This is a genomic window from Exiguobacterium artemiae 255-15, assembly GCF_000019905.1.
Taxonomy (GTDB): domain Bacteria; phylum Bacillota; class Bacilli; order Exiguobacteriales; family Exiguobacteriaceae; genus Exiguobacterium_A; species Exiguobacterium_A artemiae.
In genome coordinates, this window is the sequence record NC_010556.1 from 2,651,545 (window position 1) to 2,666,429 (window position 14,885).

Consider the following 14,885-nt stretch of genomic DNA (forward strand, 5'->3'; position numbering starts at 1 on the left):
CCTTGATTAACGGACGCGTCCGATTTCCGAGACTGCTTTTTCCGCCGTCCGGTCATAGGCCTGGATGACTTTCTGATTGGCTTCGAACTGGCGGAGACCGGCGTTCATCTCTGTCATCGTCTGTTCAACTTCGACATTTCCGAGTTCGAGTACCCCTTGATCGACCTTGATGGCACCGCCATTTAACGCATCCGGTGACCGGAATAGACCGTTCCCGGTCCGCTCAAGCGTTTCCGGCTGATTCGTGACGACCAGACCGAGGTTGCCGATGGCTTGACCGTTTCCATCCGTGACGGCACCGTCTGCACTGACGGTGAAATCTTCATTCACGACGTTCAGCGGCTGACCGGCGTCACCGAGGACGAGATCATTTTCCGTCGTCCGCAAGAGACCGTCCTGTCCGACGGCGAATTGACCGTTCGTCGTATAGAGTGTCTCTTCTTCGCCGGTCGCGGGATCGGCATGCCGGATCGTAAACAGAGCCGCTCCTTCAAGCGAACTGATTTGAAGATCCGTTGCGTTACCCGTCTCTGTAATCGAGCCGAGAGCGAAGTTCGGTGTCGCCGCCTGCATGAAAACACCGGTCGCGAGTTTCCCGACTGTCCCGCGGGAACGGACACCGGATTGTTCATTGACGCCCGACTGCTGGATCATCATCTCAGGAAAGGTCCGGAGGGACGCCTGATCGGCCCGGAAGCCCGGCGTCCGGGCGTTGGCCAGGTTATTGCTTAACATCTCTTGCTGCCGTTGTAACGCCTGCATCGCACCAGACGCCGTATACATTCCTCGTAACATATGTGTTGGCTCCTCATTGACTTATTGTTCAATTCTGTTCCTTAAGTATATCGGTCAATTTTTTAGAAATTCGATGTTTTTTTCAAAATAAGGGAATGAATCGCGTAGATGAATCGAAAGGCCTACCCCATTCGTTCAAAAACATTTGCTTATTTTTCAACAGACATGATATGTCTAAATCCCATAAATTGTTATAATCAAGTTATAACGACACTAAATGAGGTGAGATCATGCCCTTCTTCAAAAAGAAGAACACAGAATCCTTCATCAACGGCTCCCTGGATTTTAAACAACTGGTCGACGCAACACACTTTCTCGAAAACCATCCCGATGCGGTCTATACCTTGAATTTAGAAGGACAGATTGTTTCCTACAATCAAAAACTGTCCCTGCTGCTCGGCTACGGTGGAAAAAAACTTCAGCACCAGCATTTCAGTGAGTTCATCACACCGGCTGAAGCGAAGCGGATTGCTCCGATTAAACAACGGGCTTTAAGCGGCGAGACCGTCCACTTTACGGCAGAAGTCGCCCATCACGACGGGCATCGCCTGACGATGAATGTCACGAACATTCCGATTTATCAAAATCACGTCATCATCGGTGTCTACGGCATCGCCCGGGACATCACCCAGCATATTCAGCTGCGGCTTCAGCACACCCGGTTGTCAGCAAAAGAACAGCTGACGGCGTCGCTCCCGGGTCTGGCTTTTTTTGAATACGAAACGACACGGGACCGGCTGACTTTATCGGCTCATTTCGCCTCGTTACTGGATATCTCACAGCATCGGCTCGCTTCCCTCGAGTACGATGAGTTTTTACTTGAAATCCATCCCGATGACCGGTCACGCTTTAAACAACAACTGACGCTCCTTCAGCCAGGAGAACCAACTGCCTCCTGTACCTTGCGGATGAATCAAACACGCGACTATACACAAGAGGTGATCTGTCAGGGACTCCGCTCCGAAGACGGTTCCGAGGAGCTGTTCAGTTTTCTCTTTCAGGCCGTTACAAAAGCGACGGATGAAACGGATACCAAACGCGTATCAGATCGAACCATCCTTGACCAGGAGGAAGATATCCGGAAACTGTCCTTGTATGATCAAGTGACGGGACTGCCGAACCGAACGTTATTCCTCGAAGAAGTCGAGCACTTGATCCGGACCGACCATCCGTTTACGATTCTATCGCTTGATTTCAATCAGTTGCATCGGATCAATGAACAGATCGGCTACGATATTGGTGATCAATGGTTACGCCAGACGAGCCGCTACTTAACGGAAACATTACCGGACCTCTATTGCGCCCGTCTGACCGGTGATCATTATGCCGTCTTGTCGACACAACCGTTTGATGAAGTCGCCCTCAAAGCGATGTGTCTCGATTTGCTGGCGTTGAACACGACCCGGATTCAAATCGAAGGCTATGAACTGGTGGCCGAGCTCGCGATCGGTCTCAGTCCATTCCAACATGACGAAATGGCGGCTACCGAGCTGTTACATACTGCCAGCCGGGCCTTGTCCCGTGCCAAACTGAAAGCACAGCCCGCTTACGAATTTTATACGTCACAGCTTGATCTTGAAATTTACCGCCGTCATCAACTGGAACAGAGTCTGCGGAATGCGATCCAGCAGGATGAGCTGTTTCTCGAATATCAACCAAAAGTCGACATTTGGAGCGGGCAGATTCTGGCATGCGAGGCTTTGATTCGTTGGGATCATCCCGAATGGGGACGGATTCCGCCGCAAGACTTCATTCCGTTGTCAGAGGAAGGTCATTGTTATCTGCCGATCGGTGAATGGGTTCTCGAGACGGTCTGCCGGACGATTCAGTCCCTTTTGCAACAACAAAGTCCAGTCGTCCCGATTTCAATCAATCTGTCTTCGAAGCAGCTGCTGCACCGGGATTTCGTCGACACGGTCCGGACGTGTCTGCACCGCCATCAAGTTCCGGCCCGGTACTTGCAACTCGAGCTTCAGGAAAGTGTGTTGTTGCATGAGAGTGAGTTCGTCAAAGAGACGTTGCAACAGCTTCACCAGTTGGGGATCCAGCTGATTCTCGACGGCTACGGAAGCGGTGTTTCTTCGTTGAGCAGTCTTCAAACATATCCGATCAGCAGTCTGAAACTCGACCGGTCGTTCGTCGCCCGACTTGAAGAAGACGAGCAGCCGGTTCCGCTCATCAAAAGCATCGTCTACCTGGCAAAAGAATTTCAGTTGTCGGTCGTCGCTGAAGGAATCGAGACGCTGCACCAGCTCGATCAATTCCGGGACTTTGAATGCCACGCCGTTCAAGGCTATCTGTTCAGCCGTCCGGTCGGCATCGACACCTTACGTCTGCTGTTGAAACAAGGTGTCCTGCACCCCGTCGAATCAATGAAGAAGTCACCGAAAAAACCGTTGCCGTCTCTGCACGGACTCATCTCGATCACGCGGTTAAACGGAAAAGATGTCAACGTTGGGGCTTCACCGATCCTCATCACCCGCAGTACGAACCGTTCCGTTCATTTTTATGCGTCGATCCGCTTACCGGTCGATCATCAAATCGAACTGTCGCTTCAATTGACGGACATCGTCCATCCGAAAACACTGATCGAACCGCTCGCCGTGACCGAACTCGATAACGGGCTGTTCCATTATTCGGCCGACTATAAAGTCCGGGCTCAATCGGGACAAATCATGAAGGCGCTCGAGACATCCGAGCAACTTAGGCTCGATGAATTCTTTATGTTATCCTGACACATCAAAAAGGCGATACCGATGCAGAATCGGAATCGCCTTTTTCGTATGCATCAAGAGTGTTTTTTACTGAGGACTGCCGTTTGCGTCCGTTCGAGCACCGCGTTTGTGATGACAATCAAACCGGTGAACAGGAACAACGCTTCAAAACCGAAGTGACCGGCAATCTGACCACCCGCAAGTGGTCCGAGGAAATTCCCCATGAACTGCGCCGACTGGTTATAACCGAAGATCCGGCCCGATGCATTCGCGGGCGTATGTTTCCGGAGAAGCGCCTGGACTGACGGCATCAGTGCGGCGGTCGCAAAACCGATTCCCATCCGTAAGATGATCAATTGGCTTGTATCCGTCACGAACGCCTGCGGAATCAGGAAGGCGGCGAAAATCAGCAAGGCGAAGAACAAAACGCGTTCCGCCCCGATTTTATCCGATAACCGGCCGAGCCGCTGCGCGGCAATCAAGGCCGCAATCCCTGGAGCTGACGCGACGATACCAGACAGCAAGGCCAATCGTTCCGTACCGGGACTGAGTTCCCGGACGTACAGGGATAAAATCGGACTGATCGATTGTGCCGCAAACTGAATCAGGAACGTCGTCAGGAAGAGACTTAAAATCAGTTCCGGATGACGTAACGATTGGATGATTTCTTTAGCTGACGCCATTTTCTTCGTTTGTAACGGAACAAAGTCCTCTTTGACGAAGAAATACGTGACAAGGAACGTCAGGAAGAGCGGAATGCTCGTAAAGAGAAAAACGGGTCGAAGCCCAATCATATCGGCAAGGAATCCTCCAATCAGAGGTCCAAGTAATCCACCGGCAATCCCACCGGTTGATAATGTACCGAGCGCCCAGCCACTTTTCTCTTTTGGGGTTTGTGAGGCAACCATGGTGATTCCGGCAGAGATAAATCCGGAGACGGCACCCATGACAAGTCGTAAGAAGACGAGCTGATAGACATCCTGTACGAAGCTGATCAGGAACATGACAATCGACATCCCGAGGCTTGCCCGCAGTAACATCAACTTCCGGCCTTTTTTGTCGGCCAGTCGTCCCCAAATCGGTGATACGATGGCTGCGACGAGGAAGGTCGCACCAAAAGCAACACCCGACCAGGTCGTGATTTCCTGGCGTCCGTTTACACCAAGTTCTTCAATGAATAAGGGCAAAAACGGTAAGACTAAACTTAAAGCAGCAGCAGTCAAAAAACTACCGATCCAAACAACGACTAAATTTCGTTTCCACAATGGCATTGTGGCATCACTTCCTTTTTAATGGTAATTCCGTTTCAATTCAACAACTTCTAATATACCCTTCACAAAGTAAAATGTCTAGGATTTGAACTGATTCAAAGGACTCCCTGACCATTGGCTTATATCCAAGTCACTCCGGACGACCGATAATAAGATAACTTAATCTAGGGAGTGAACGATATGAAACGCTTCATCCTCAGTTTGCTTTGTCTTACGATGGCTGCGACGCTTCTGCCTGTCAGAACCGAAGCGGCTGTCACCGTCACGCGTCATACCGTGATGTGGTCCATCCCTGAAGCGAAACAAATTCCAACGAAAGTCACACAGCTGGCAAACAGACAGATGAAACGTGTCTACCTGCATGTCGCTGTCGAGGGTGACCGAACCCTCTACCGCACATTCGTTGAAAAAGCCCACCTTGCCGGAATCGAAGTCTATTTTTTGTTCGGTCAGCCGAGCTGGATTACGAATGAAGGCACGACGAACCGGCCGAACGTCGAAGATCCGTTAGCCTGGATCAGTGTCTATCTGCAAGAAACGATGGAACGTCCGGATGGCATCAGCGTCGATCTCGAACCTTACGCCTTACCGGCCTGGGAAACGGATCAAGCGTCTGTCATCGCCTCTTATCAACGCCTGCTGACAGCTTTTCACGATGTTAGCACAGCGCAAAATCTCCCGTTGCAACTGTTCCTGCCGTTTTGGTTCCATACCGTGCCGGATGCTTCCGGACAACCGCTCAGCGAATGGGCGATGGAACTGGCTGATGAAGTCACCTTGATGAGTTACCGGACCGTCTACAGTGGTGGTAATGGTCTTGCTGCGATTACGATGACTGATGCGCTCTACGCCGCCAGTCATCAACATCTTTTGTCGTACGCCCTGGAATTCACGGAACTTCCGGAAACACCAAGCATCACCTTTTACGGAAAGACACGGACTGCGCTCAATCAGCTCGTCAATCAAACGATGAACAGCTCCCTGCCGCCAAGCGCCATCGTCTATCATGATTTTGATGCCTACCAGGATTTCATGCGCAGTACGCAGTGATTTTACTTTCCGTTTAATTTTAAAAAAGTGGCTGACTCAAAAAAGAATCACTCGTCTTCTCACGCCCTTTCCTCAGGCGAGACACAAGCCAGTTTCCCTGCCTCATTCAGGCAGGGAATCGGGTCTTGTTTGTCTCTGACAGCGCAAAATGCGCTTTTTCCTGTAGGAGTGGCGTGAAGCGAGTGATTCTTTTTTTACGAGATCAGGGTGGCAGATTATCATTCTGCCACCCTGATCTTTGGAGAGACTGACATTTGAGTCAGCACCTTTTGATTTGTCTTATTTCCCTAAATGATCAAGCATGATGCCTGTTCCACGTGCGACACATAACATCGGATCTTCCGCGATCAATACCGGAAGTCCCAGTTCTTTTGCCAGCAACTGATCGATGCCGTCAAGTAGTGCTCCGCCGCCTGTCAGGATGATGCCGCGGTCGATGATATCCGCCGCCAGTTCCGGCGGTGTTTTTTCGAGGACCCGTTTTGTCGCTTCAACGATTTCCATTGCCGCTTCCGCCAACGCTTCATGCATTTCCAGTGATGAAATCGTGATGTTGTCCGGGAGTCCTGTCACGAGATTCCGCCCCCGAATGTCCATTTCTTCCTGACGCCCCTCATCGGAGACAGTTGCGACCGTCATCTTGACGTTTTGAGCCGTCCGTTCCCCGATGATGAGTTTATGATTATCCTTGATTGCACGGATGATGTCGTGGTCAAACCGATCCCCTGCTACTTTGATCGTTTCGCCGCAGACGATATCGCCCATCGACAGGACGGCTACATCCGTTGTTCCGCCACCGATGTCAATGACCATGTGACCAGCCGGCATCCAGATGTCCATCCCTGCTCCGACGGCTGCGACTTTTGGTTCGACTTCCAGGAAAACAGTTTTTGCACCTGATTTTTCACCAGCTTGACGAATCGCTTTCGCTTCGACCGTCGTGATGCTGGCCGGTGTACAAATCAACATCCGGACGCCGCCGAACATACTTCTCACTTCGATTTTATCGATGAAGTGACGTAACATCGCTTCCGTCATTTCAAAATCAGCGATTACACCATCGCGTAACGGACGGATCGCGACGATGTTTCCCGGTGTCCGGCCAACCATCTGGTGAGCTTCCGTTCCGACTGCATGGATTTTTCCTGTTGCTTTATCAATCGCGACGACCGATGGCTCGTCGAGTACAATTCCCTTACCTTTTACGTGAATGACGACATTTGCCGTCCCCAGGTCAATTCCGATATCCTTTGTCAAAAACATCTCGCGTGATCTCCTTTATCCACTGGCTATTCTTCCAAAATATAGTACGTCGTTTGGACGTCTAACCCATTTATGTATACATACCTTTCAATTCTAGCACAGGGAAACAAAAAGAGACGACTTTCTTTTGAAGAAAGTCGTCAAGAATATGATGGAATGAAATGATAGCTTAAAGCTTCGCCGCTGCCGTCTCTTCGATGGCAACTGTTTCTTCCGTGACACGCTCGACATCTGCGCCGAGTGCTTGTAATTTAAGGTGGAAATCAACATATCCGCGATCGATGTGATGCAGTGCACCGACACGTGTTTCGCCTTCTGCAATCAATCCAGCCGTGACAAGTGCTGCTCCAGAACGAAGGTCTGTTGAAAGAACTTCTGCTCCTTGAAGTTGAACACCGCCCGTGATGATTGATGAACGTCCTTCGATCTTGATGTCAGCGTTCATGCGACGGAATTCTTCGACGTGCATGAAGCGGTTTTCAAAGACTGTTTCCGTGATGACTGATGTGCCTTCTGCTTTTAAGACCAATGCCATCATTTGTGCTTGAACGTCTGTCGGGAAACCAGGGTGTGGCATCGTCTTGACGTCGATTGCAACAAGTTTCTTCGGTCCGACGACACGAAGGCCTTCTTCTGTATCCGAGATCTTAACACCCATCTCTTCCATTTTTGAGATCAATGGACGGAGATGTTCACGCTCAGCACCGATGACTTCCACGTCACCTTCCGTGATTGCAGCTGCAATCATGAATGTACCGGCTTCGATACGGTCCGGAATGACATAGTGGTTGCCGCCGTGAAGTTTTTCAACACCTTCAACACGAATCGTCTCTGTTCCGGCACCGCGGACTTTAGCGCCCATTGCGTTGAGGAAGTTAGCGAGATCGACGATTTCAGGTTCTTTCGCAACGTTTTCGATAACTGTCGTACCTTCAGCAAGCGTAGCTGCCATCATGATGTTTTCTGTCGCACCGACTGACGGGAAGTCGAGGTAGATTTTCGCACCTTGCAGACGACCGTCGACGTGCGCTTCAACGAATCCGTTACCGATGATTGTTTTCGCACCCATCGCTTCGAATCCTTTTAAGTGAAGATCGATTGGACGTGAACCGATTGCACAGCCGCCCGGCATGGCGACACGTGCACGACCGAGACGTGCAAGAAGTGGTCCCATGACAAGAATCGACGCACGCATCTTGCGGACGTATTCAAGCGGTGCTTCGTCTTTCAATTCTGCTTCGGCATTGACCGAGACCGTGTTTGCTTCTGCATCAAATGTCACTTCTGCGTTCAGGTTCCGTAAGACGTTGTTGATTGTGTATACGTCTGCCAAACGGGGAACGTTTTGAAGGACCGATGTACCTTCTGAAGCAAGCAATGTTGCGACCAATGTTTTCAAGACTGCGTTTTTTGCACCTTCTACTTTTACCGTTCCAGCTAATTTACGTCCGCCACGGACAACGATTTTTTCCATTACTCATACTCCTCTGCTTTCGTTTCTGTTCTATTATGTTCAATTCGCGATTGGTGTGCATCATAGTTGAAAACCAACGCATGATAGAAGAGAAACACCCTATAGTTGATCTCTCATTCCAAATCCAACACGACTTTTCAGATTCACAATGGTTACGTTTCTTCATTATAAGAATACTATCCTGTTCCATACTAAATCAGATTGATGATTTAGGGTTTACAACGAAGTTACAAGTTCACCCGACTAAGAACTGGAGACGCTGTGCGAATCCCGAATAGTCGAGCAAAAAGCGGGCGATCAGCGAACCGAGCGCCACGGCAAGCAACACACGCAAGACAACAGCCTGCGGTCCTTTCGGATGTTGCAGGAACTTCTCCCATTTGACCGGAAGGAGTGCCCACCAGGCGAAGACAATCGCCGTTAAATAAACAAGCATACTGATTAGTGCACTTAAACCGATTGACGTCACTGCTACTGCACCTCTTCTGTTAAGGTTTTTCCAACCTTACCATGATTTCATACAATGAATGATTGCGCAAACAAAAAGGCACAAGATAATTTATTTTATCGTATAAAATATATTATGAAAAGATGATTATGGAAAATTCCACATAATAAGATTGAAAAATGTGTGAAGAGGACACATATATTGTACTTTTACTTTTTTTAGGGTTGTTAAACCTGAATCCCCAAATGGATTTGGGAAAACGGTTGTCCTGCAGGAAATCATTGACCTGTCCTCAAAAAAAGACCCGGCTTCCATGACGGAAACCGGGTCTTTAACTTGAATCAATCGCGACCGTATTCTTTTAGGTTGAGACGGTTGATTGCGCGTTTCAATGAAAGCTCAGCGCGTTTGAACTCAAGATCTGATAATTTCGTGTCCTGGAGGCGACGTTCTGCCCGGACTTTCGCAGCAGAAGCCCGGTCGTAATCGACCTTGTCTGCAGCTTCAGCCGTTTCAGCAAGAACTGTCACTGTATCCTGGCGCACTTCCATAAAGCCACCGCTGATAGCGATCAACGTGCGTCCGCCATCTTCGTGGCGCAACTTCAAGATGCTGATGTCGAGTGGTGTTACGAGCGGTACGTGGTGCGGGAGAACCCCGATCTCACCAGATATCGTTTTCGCAACGACCATACGGACATCGCCATCATACACTTCGCCATCCGGGGTGACGATATTGACATGAAGTGTGTTCATCTCAAGTCCCCCTTATGCTTTGTCACTTAGACAAGCGTCTTCGCTTTTTCAATCGCATCTTCGATCGGACCGACGAGACGGAATGCTTCTTCCGTCAGATCATCGTGTTTCCCACCGAGGATTTCTTTGAAGCCGCGGATCGTGTCCTTAACCGGGACGTACGATCCTTTTTGTCCTGTGAACTGCTCAGCTACGTGGAAGTTCTGCGACAAGAAGAACTGGATACGACGCGCACGGTGTACAGTCAATTTGTCTTCTTCAGACAACTCGTCCATACCGAGGATCGCGATGATATCTTGAAGTTCTTTGTAACGCTGAAGTGTTTCCTGAACTTGACGTGCTACGCCGTAATGCTCTTCGCCGACGATTTCCGGTGAAAGGGCACGTGATGTAGAAGCAAGTGGATCCACGGCAGGATAGATACCCATCTCAGAGAGACGGCGCTCAAGGTTCGTCGTTGCATCCAAGTGGGCAAACGTCGTTGCAGGAGCCGGGTCAGTATAGTCATCGGCCGGTACATAAACCGCTTGGATCGATGTAACCGAACCTTTGTTTGTTGACGTGATACGCTCTTGAAGCATACCCATCTCTGTCGCAAGTGTCGGCTGGTAACCAACGGCAGACGGCATACGACCGAGAAGGGCCGATACCTCTGAACCTGCTTGTGTGTAACGGAAGATGTTATCAACGAAGAGAAGAACGTCTTGTCCCTGCTCATCACGGAAGTATTCTGCCATTGTCAAACCAGTCAAGGCAACACGAAGACGTGCGCCCGGCGGCTCGTTCATCTGACCGAAGACCATCGCTGTTTGTTTGATAACGCCTGAATCCGTCATCTCGTGGTACAAGTCATTACCTTCACGCGTCCGCTCACCAACACCTGCGAATACCGAGATACCGCTGTGCTCTTGGGCGATGTTGTTGATCAATTCCTGGATGAGGACGGTCTTACCTACACCAGCACCACCGAAGAGACCAATCTTACCACCCTTGATGTAAGGAGCGAGTAAGTCAACGACTTTAATTCCTGTTTCGAGGATTTCAACTTTTGTTGAAAGGTTATCAAACGTCGGTGCTTTTTTGTGGATCGGAAGACGTTCCACGCTTGCATCGAGTTCTTTTTCATCAATTGGGTTACCGAGTACGTTGAAGACGCGACCAAGCGTTGCTTCTCCGACAGGTACCGAGATTGGAGCACCAGTGTCCAGTACTTCCACTCCGCGGCGTACACCATCCGTAGAATCCATCGCAATGGTACGGACGACGTCGTCACCAAGGTGCAAGGCGACCTCAAGCGTCAAGTCGATAGCCACTTCTTCTACTGTTTGCGGCGTATATTGAATACGAAGCGCGTTGTAGATGTTCGGCAAGTGTCCGTCGAACTTAACGTCGATGACAGGTCCCATGACCGCGACGACGCGGCCTTTTAAACCGAGTTCGTTCATCGTGTTTCCTCCTAGCTATCATTACGCCGAGTGGATTACTGCTGAGCAGCGGCTCCACTGACGATCTCTGTGATTTCTTGCGTGATTGCAGCTTGTCGAGCCCGGTTGTAGACGAGAGTCAATCGACCGATCAAGTCATCTGCGTTATCTGTCGCACTTTGCATTGCTGTCATACGTGACGCATGTTCTGCTACTTTCGCGTCAAGAAGCGCACCGAAAATCAAGCTCTCCGCATAACGCGGAAGGAGTTCAGCCAGGATTTGTTCCTCGCTTGGCTCGTACTCATAAGTCGTCGAAGACGAAGCTTCGATTTCTCCGAGCGGGAGAAGGGTTTCGACTTTCACTTCCTGGCTGATGACAGACATGAAGTGGTTGTAGCACAGCTTGAGTTCGTCGATTTCGCCGAGCGTGAACGCACTCACTGTACGCTTCACGATTTCTGCGACATCGACATACGAAGGAGAATCGTTTAGTCCTGTGATCGCATCCGTGACTGTGATTCCGCGTGAACGGAAGAACTGGACACCGACTTTACCGACCACGAACAAGACGTAACTGTCCGTAGTATGCTTTTCATTGATTTCCCGGTAGACTTCACGCAGCACGTTGGCGTTATATGCACCAGCTAAGCCGCGATCCGATGTGATGACGATATAGCCTGTCTTTTTGACAGGACGTTTTTCGAGCATCGGATGGCTAGCACCTGTCGTGCCATTCGCAATGGTTCCGAGCACTTCCTGCATTTTCAGCATGTAAGGCTGGAACTTCGCGCTATGTGCTTGAGCGCGGTTCAGTTTCGACGCCGAAACCATGTTCATCGCTTTCGTGATCTGTTTCGTACTTTTCGTCGAGTTGATCCGCATTTGTATCTCGCGCAACGATGCCATTTCGATTCACCACCTTGTTAGTATCAAGAGTGTTCCACCGAGCCTAAGAGCAAGCTCTTAGACTGTCGGTTGGAACGTTTTCTTAAATTCTGAGATTGCAGTAACGATTTCTTCGTCAGCTGGAAGGTTACCTGTTTTACGGATCTCGTCGCAAAGTTGTTTGCGGTTTTGATCGAGCCAAAGGTTGAGTTCCTTTTCAAAACGACGAATATCTGAAACGGCAACATCATCAAGGTGACCACGAGTCAAGGCATAGATGATGATGACTTGCTTATCGACAGTCAACGGTTGGTTAAGGTCCTGTTTCAGAACCTCTACTGTCCGCTCACCACGGTTAAGCTTCGATTGTGTCGCTTTATCAAGGTCAGATCCGAACTGTGAAAAGGCTTCAAGCTCACGGTAAGAAGCGAGGTCAAGACGGAGCGTACCCGCAACCTTCTTCATCGCTTTTACTTGAGCCGAACCACCTACACGCGATACCGAGAGACCCGGGTTGATCGCTGGACGGACACCTGAGAAGAAGAGATCCGATTGAAGGAAGATTTGACCATCCGTGATCGAGATAACGTTTGTCGGGATGTAAGCCGAGATATCCGACGCTTGTGTCTCGATGAACGGAAGTGCTGTTAAGCTACCTGCGCCAAGTCCGTCGTTCAATTTCGCTGCACGCTCAAGGAGACGTGAGTGAAGGTAGAAGACATCACCCGGGTAGGCTTCGCGGCCTGGTGGACGCTTCAGAAGAAGCGAAAGCTCACGGTATGCCGCTGCTTGTTTTGAAAGATCATCATAGATGACAAGAACGTGCTTGCCGAGATCCATGAAGTGTTCACCCATCGCTACACCAGCGAATGGTGCGAGGTAAAGAAGTGGCGCCGGCTGTGAAGCTGCTGCCGAAACGACGATTGTGTAATCGAGTGCACCGTTTTTACGGAGTGTTTCAACAACACCACGGACTGTTGATTCTTTTTGTCCGATTGCGACGTAGATACAAATCATGTTTTCTTCTTTTTGGTTGATGATCGTATCGATGGCGATCGACGTTTTACCCGTCTGACGGTCACCGATGATCAACTCACGTTGTCCGCGGCCGATTGGAACGAGGGCATCGATTGCCTTGATTCCCGTCTGAAGCGGTTCGTGAACCGATTTACGTGCCATGACACCAGAAGCTTTACGCTCGATTGGGTTATAGTGTTCTGTTTCGATTGGACCAAGACCATCGATTGGCATACCGAGCGGGTTAACGACACGTCCGAGGAGTGCGTCTCCAGTTGGTACTTCCATGATGCGGCCCGTACGGCGAACAGAGTCGCCTTCTTTGATTTCAAGGTAGTCACCAAGAATGATGATACCGACGTTGCCTTCTTCTAAGTTTTGCGCCAAGCCCATTGTGCCGTTAGCGAATTCTACGAGCTCTCCCGACATGACGTTGTCGAGTCCGTGTGCACGAGCGATACCATCACCGATTTGGATGACTGTACCTGTCTCGTTCACTTCCATCGTAGAACCGTACTGCGCGATACGCGCTTTAAGCAGGGCGCTGATTTCTTCAGCTCTAATGCTCATGCGTTTCACCCCTATTTTCTTACGCTTTTAACAGCTCACGCTCAAGTCGCGTTAGTTTCGTTTCGATCGTGCCATCATATGTCGTGTAACCGATTTGAACACGAAGTCCGCCGATTACGTTCGTATCAACAACATTTTCTACTTCAAGCGTTTTACCTGATTTTTGGCCAAACGTTTCCTTCACGTTCGTGAGTTCTTCGTCTGACAGTTTGTATGCACTTGTCACGATTGCTGTCGCAACGTTACGGTGCTCATTCAACAACGCGATGAAATGCTCTGGTAATGACAATACTTCCGATGCCCGGTCGTTTTCGACCATGACGAGGATTGTATTCAAGACAATCGTATTGAAGCCTGTGAAGCTCGTCTGAAGGACTTGCTTCAGCTCTTCTGCAGAAATCGATGGGTTTTCTAACACCGATGCGAGCTCTGGTGTTGCGTGGAGCACTTCGCCGAGCGTTCGCACATCAGCTTCTGCTTGGTCGAGCACATGATGCTCAAGTGCAAGATCGAAGAGCGCTTTTGCGTAGCGTCCCGCTACGTGGTCACGCATTAGTTCGTGCCCTTAGTATCAGCGAGGAATTGATCGACGAGTGCACGTTGTGCCGCTTCGTCTGTCGCCAGCTGTGTTTTCATGACGTGGCGTGCTGCAGCGATTGCTTGAAGAGCAACATCGTTCTTCAAAGCAGCTTGTGCTTCAGCGCGTTCACGTTCGATTGCACGGCGAGCTTCTTCCTTGCTCAATTCTGTTTCGACACGTGCCTGCTCCATCGCACGTGCTTGTTCTGCCTCAGCTTGACGGCGTGATGCTTCTAACAGGTCACGTGCTTCCGTACGTGCCTTGTTGAGTTCTGCTTGTTGTTGTTCTACGTAGACTTCAGCGTCTTTCCGGCTTTTCTCAGCCGAATTGATCTCGCTAGCCACATGCTCTTCCCGCGCTTTCATCATGTTGACGAGCGGGCCCCATGCGAATTTCTTCAAGAGGATGAGGAGCAAGAGGAAAACGACGATCGTGACGATCATATTGGCGAGAAGAAGATGGTTGCTTTCTGCAACTCCTTCAGCCGCACGATACGTGAGATTCATTCGATTACACTCCCCTCGTGGTTGGTCCTACTTCTAGTATCTACATAAGGGAGCCGTAGCCCCCATGACGGTTCACTCTAATGGAACGAATAACGCCCTATGTAGCTCAGTTCTTCGTGCGTAAAATTAAA

At 49.9% G+C, this 14,885-nt stretch carries 13 protein-coding genes; 2 read left to right on the plus strand and 11 right to left on the minus strand.

Going from position 1 to position 14,885, the window contains the following annotated elements:
- Positions 1 to 6 precede the first annotated feature (6 nt).
- Positions 7 to 795: a flagellar hook-basal body protein gene (locus tag EXIG_RS13555; RefSeq protein WP_012371532.1), complete on the minus strand. Its 789-nt coding sequence runs from the start codon at positions 793 to 795 to the stop codon at positions 7 to 9.
- 230 nt (positions 796 to 1,025) lie between these two features.
- Between EXIG_RS13555 and EXIG_RS13560 the strand changes: the two genes are divergently transcribed.
- The gene (locus EXIG_RS13560) at positions 1,026 to 3,530 is read left to right on the plus strand and encodes an EAL domain-containing protein (protein ID WP_012371533.1); all 2,505 of its coding nucleotides are present in this window, start codon (positions 1,026 to 1,028) and stop codon (positions 3,528 to 3,530) included.
- A gap of 53 nt (positions 3,531 to 3,583) precedes the next feature.
- Here the strand turns inward: EXIG_RS13560 and EXIG_RS13565 are convergent, their stop codons facing one another.
- On the minus strand, positions 3,584 to 4,780 hold the full coding sequence (locus EXIG_RS13565) for a multidrug efflux MFS transporter (protein ID WP_012371534.1): 1,197 nt from the start codon (positions 4,778 to 4,780) through the stop codon (positions 3,584 to 3,586).
- 180 nt (positions 4,781 to 4,960) lie between these two features.
- On the opposite strand from EXIG_RS13565, the gene EXIG_RS13570 reads away from it, so the two are divergent.
- Positions 4,961 to 5,830: a hypothetical protein gene (locus EXIG_RS13570; RefSeq protein ID WP_012371535.1), complete on the plus strand. Its 870-nt coding sequence runs from the start codon at positions 4,961 to 4,963 to the stop codon at positions 5,828 to 5,830.
- A 279-nt stretch (positions 5,831 to 6,109) separates the two neighbouring features.
- On the opposite strand, the gene mreB is transcribed toward EXIG_RS13570, so the two are convergent.
- From mreB to atpF, 9 genes are all read right to left on the minus strand, one after another.
- The gene (gene mreB / locus EXIG_RS13575) at positions 6,110 to 7,093 is read right to left on the minus strand and encodes a rod shape-determining protein MreB (RefSeq protein WP_012371536.1); all 984 of its coding nucleotides are present in this window, start codon (positions 7,091 to 7,093) and stop codon (positions 6,110 to 6,112) included.
- A gap of 169 nt (positions 7,094 to 7,262) precedes the next feature.
- Positions 7,263 to 8,567, minus strand: coding sequence for a UDP-N-acetylglucosamine 1-carboxyvinyltransferase (murA, locus tag EXIG_RS13580; RefSeq protein WP_012371537.1), 1,305 nt, complete (start codon positions 8,565 to 8,567; stop codon positions 7,263 to 7,265).
- Between the two features lie 235 nt (positions 8,568 to 8,802).
- Positions 8,803 to 9,036, minus strand: coding sequence for a DUF1146 family protein (locus EXIG_RS13585; protein ID WP_012371538.1), 234 nt, complete (start codon positions 9,034 to 9,036; stop codon positions 8,803 to 8,805).
- A 320-nt stretch (positions 9,037 to 9,356) separates the two neighbouring features.
- On the minus strand, positions 9,357 to 9,770 hold the full coding sequence (locus tag EXIG_RS13590; RefSeq protein ID WP_012371539.1) for a F0F1 ATP synthase subunit epsilon: 414 nt from the start codon (positions 9,768 to 9,770) through the stop codon (positions 9,357 to 9,359).
- Between the two features lie 26 nt (positions 9,771 to 9,796).
- Entirely contained in the window at positions 9,797 to 11,215 is a 1,419-nt protein-coding gene (gene atpD / locus EXIG_RS13595; RefSeq protein WP_012371540.1) for a F0F1 ATP synthase subunit beta, read from the minus strand.
- 35 nt (positions 11,216 to 11,250) lie between these two features.
- The gene (gene atpG, locus EXIG_RS13600; protein WP_012371541.1) at positions 11,251 to 12,102 is read right to left on the minus strand and encodes an ATP synthase F1 subunit gamma; all 852 of its coding nucleotides are present in this window, start codon (positions 12,100 to 12,102) and stop codon (positions 11,251 to 11,253) included.
- Positions 12,103 to 12,159: 57 nt separating this feature from the next.
- On the minus strand, positions 12,160 to 13,668 hold the full coding sequence (gene atpA / locus EXIG_RS13605; protein WP_012371542.1) for a F0F1 ATP synthase subunit alpha: 1,509 nt from the start codon (positions 13,666 to 13,668) through the stop codon (positions 12,160 to 12,162).
- A gap of 19 nt (positions 13,669 to 13,687) precedes the next feature.
- Positions 13,688 to 14,221, minus strand: coding sequence for a F0F1 ATP synthase subunit delta (locus EXIG_RS13610; RefSeq protein ID WP_012371543.1), 534 nt, complete (start codon positions 14,219 to 14,221; stop codon positions 13,688 to 13,690).
- Entirely contained in the window at positions 14,221 to 14,754 is a 534-nt protein-coding gene (gene atpF, locus EXIG_RS13615) for a F0F1 ATP synthase subunit B (RefSeq protein ID WP_012371544.1), read from the minus strand. The genes EXIG_RS13610 and atpF overlap by 1 nt, the downstream gene beginning before the upstream one ends.
- Positions 14,755 to 14,885 lie beyond the last annotated feature (131 nt).

Coding starts and splice junctions, on each gene's coding strand:
- EXIG_RS13555 (WP_012371532.1), bottom strand. CDS start 795: ATGTTACGAGGAATGTATACGGCGTCTGGTGCGATGCAGGCGTTACAA.
- EXIG_RS13560 (WP_012371533.1), top strand. CDS start 1,026: ATGCCCTTCTTCAAAAAGAAGAACACAGAATCCTTCATCAACGGCTCC.
- EXIG_RS13565 (WP_012371534.1), bottom strand. CDS start 4,780: ATGCCATTGTGGAAACGAAATTTAGTCGTTGTTTGGATCGGTAGTTTT.
- EXIG_RS13570 (WP_012371535.1), top strand. CDS start 4,961: ATGAAACGCTTCATCCTCAGTTTGCTTTGTCTTACGATGGCTGCGACG.
- mreB (WP_012371536.1), bottom strand. CDS start 7,093: ATGTTTTTGACAAAGGATATCGGAATTGACCTGGGGACGGCAAATGTC.
- murA (WP_012371537.1), bottom strand. CDS start 8,567: ATGGAAAAAATCGTTGTCCGTGGCGGACGTAAATTAGCTGGAACGGTA.
- EXIG_RS13590 (WP_012371539.1), bottom strand. CDS start 9,770: ATGAACACACTTCATGTCAATATCGTCACCCCGGATGGCGAAGTGTAT.
- atpD (WP_012371540.1), bottom strand. CDS start 11,215: ATGAACGAACTCGGTTTAAAAGGCCGCGTCGTCGCGGTCATGGGACCT.
- atpG (WP_012371541.1), bottom strand. CDS start 12,102: ATGGCATCGTTGCGCGAGATACAAATGCGGATCAACTCGACGAAAAGT.
- atpA (WP_012371542.1), bottom strand. CDS start 13,668: ATGAGCATTAGAGCTGAAGAAATCAGCGCCCTGCTTAAAGCGCGTATC.
- EXIG_RS13610 (WP_012371543.1), bottom strand. CDS start 14,221: ATGCGTGACCACGTAGCGGGACGCTACGCAAAAGCGCTCTTCGATCTT.
- atpF (WP_012371544.1), bottom strand. CDS start 14,754: ATGAATCTCACGTATCGTGCGGCTGAAGGAGTTGCAGAAAGCAACCAT.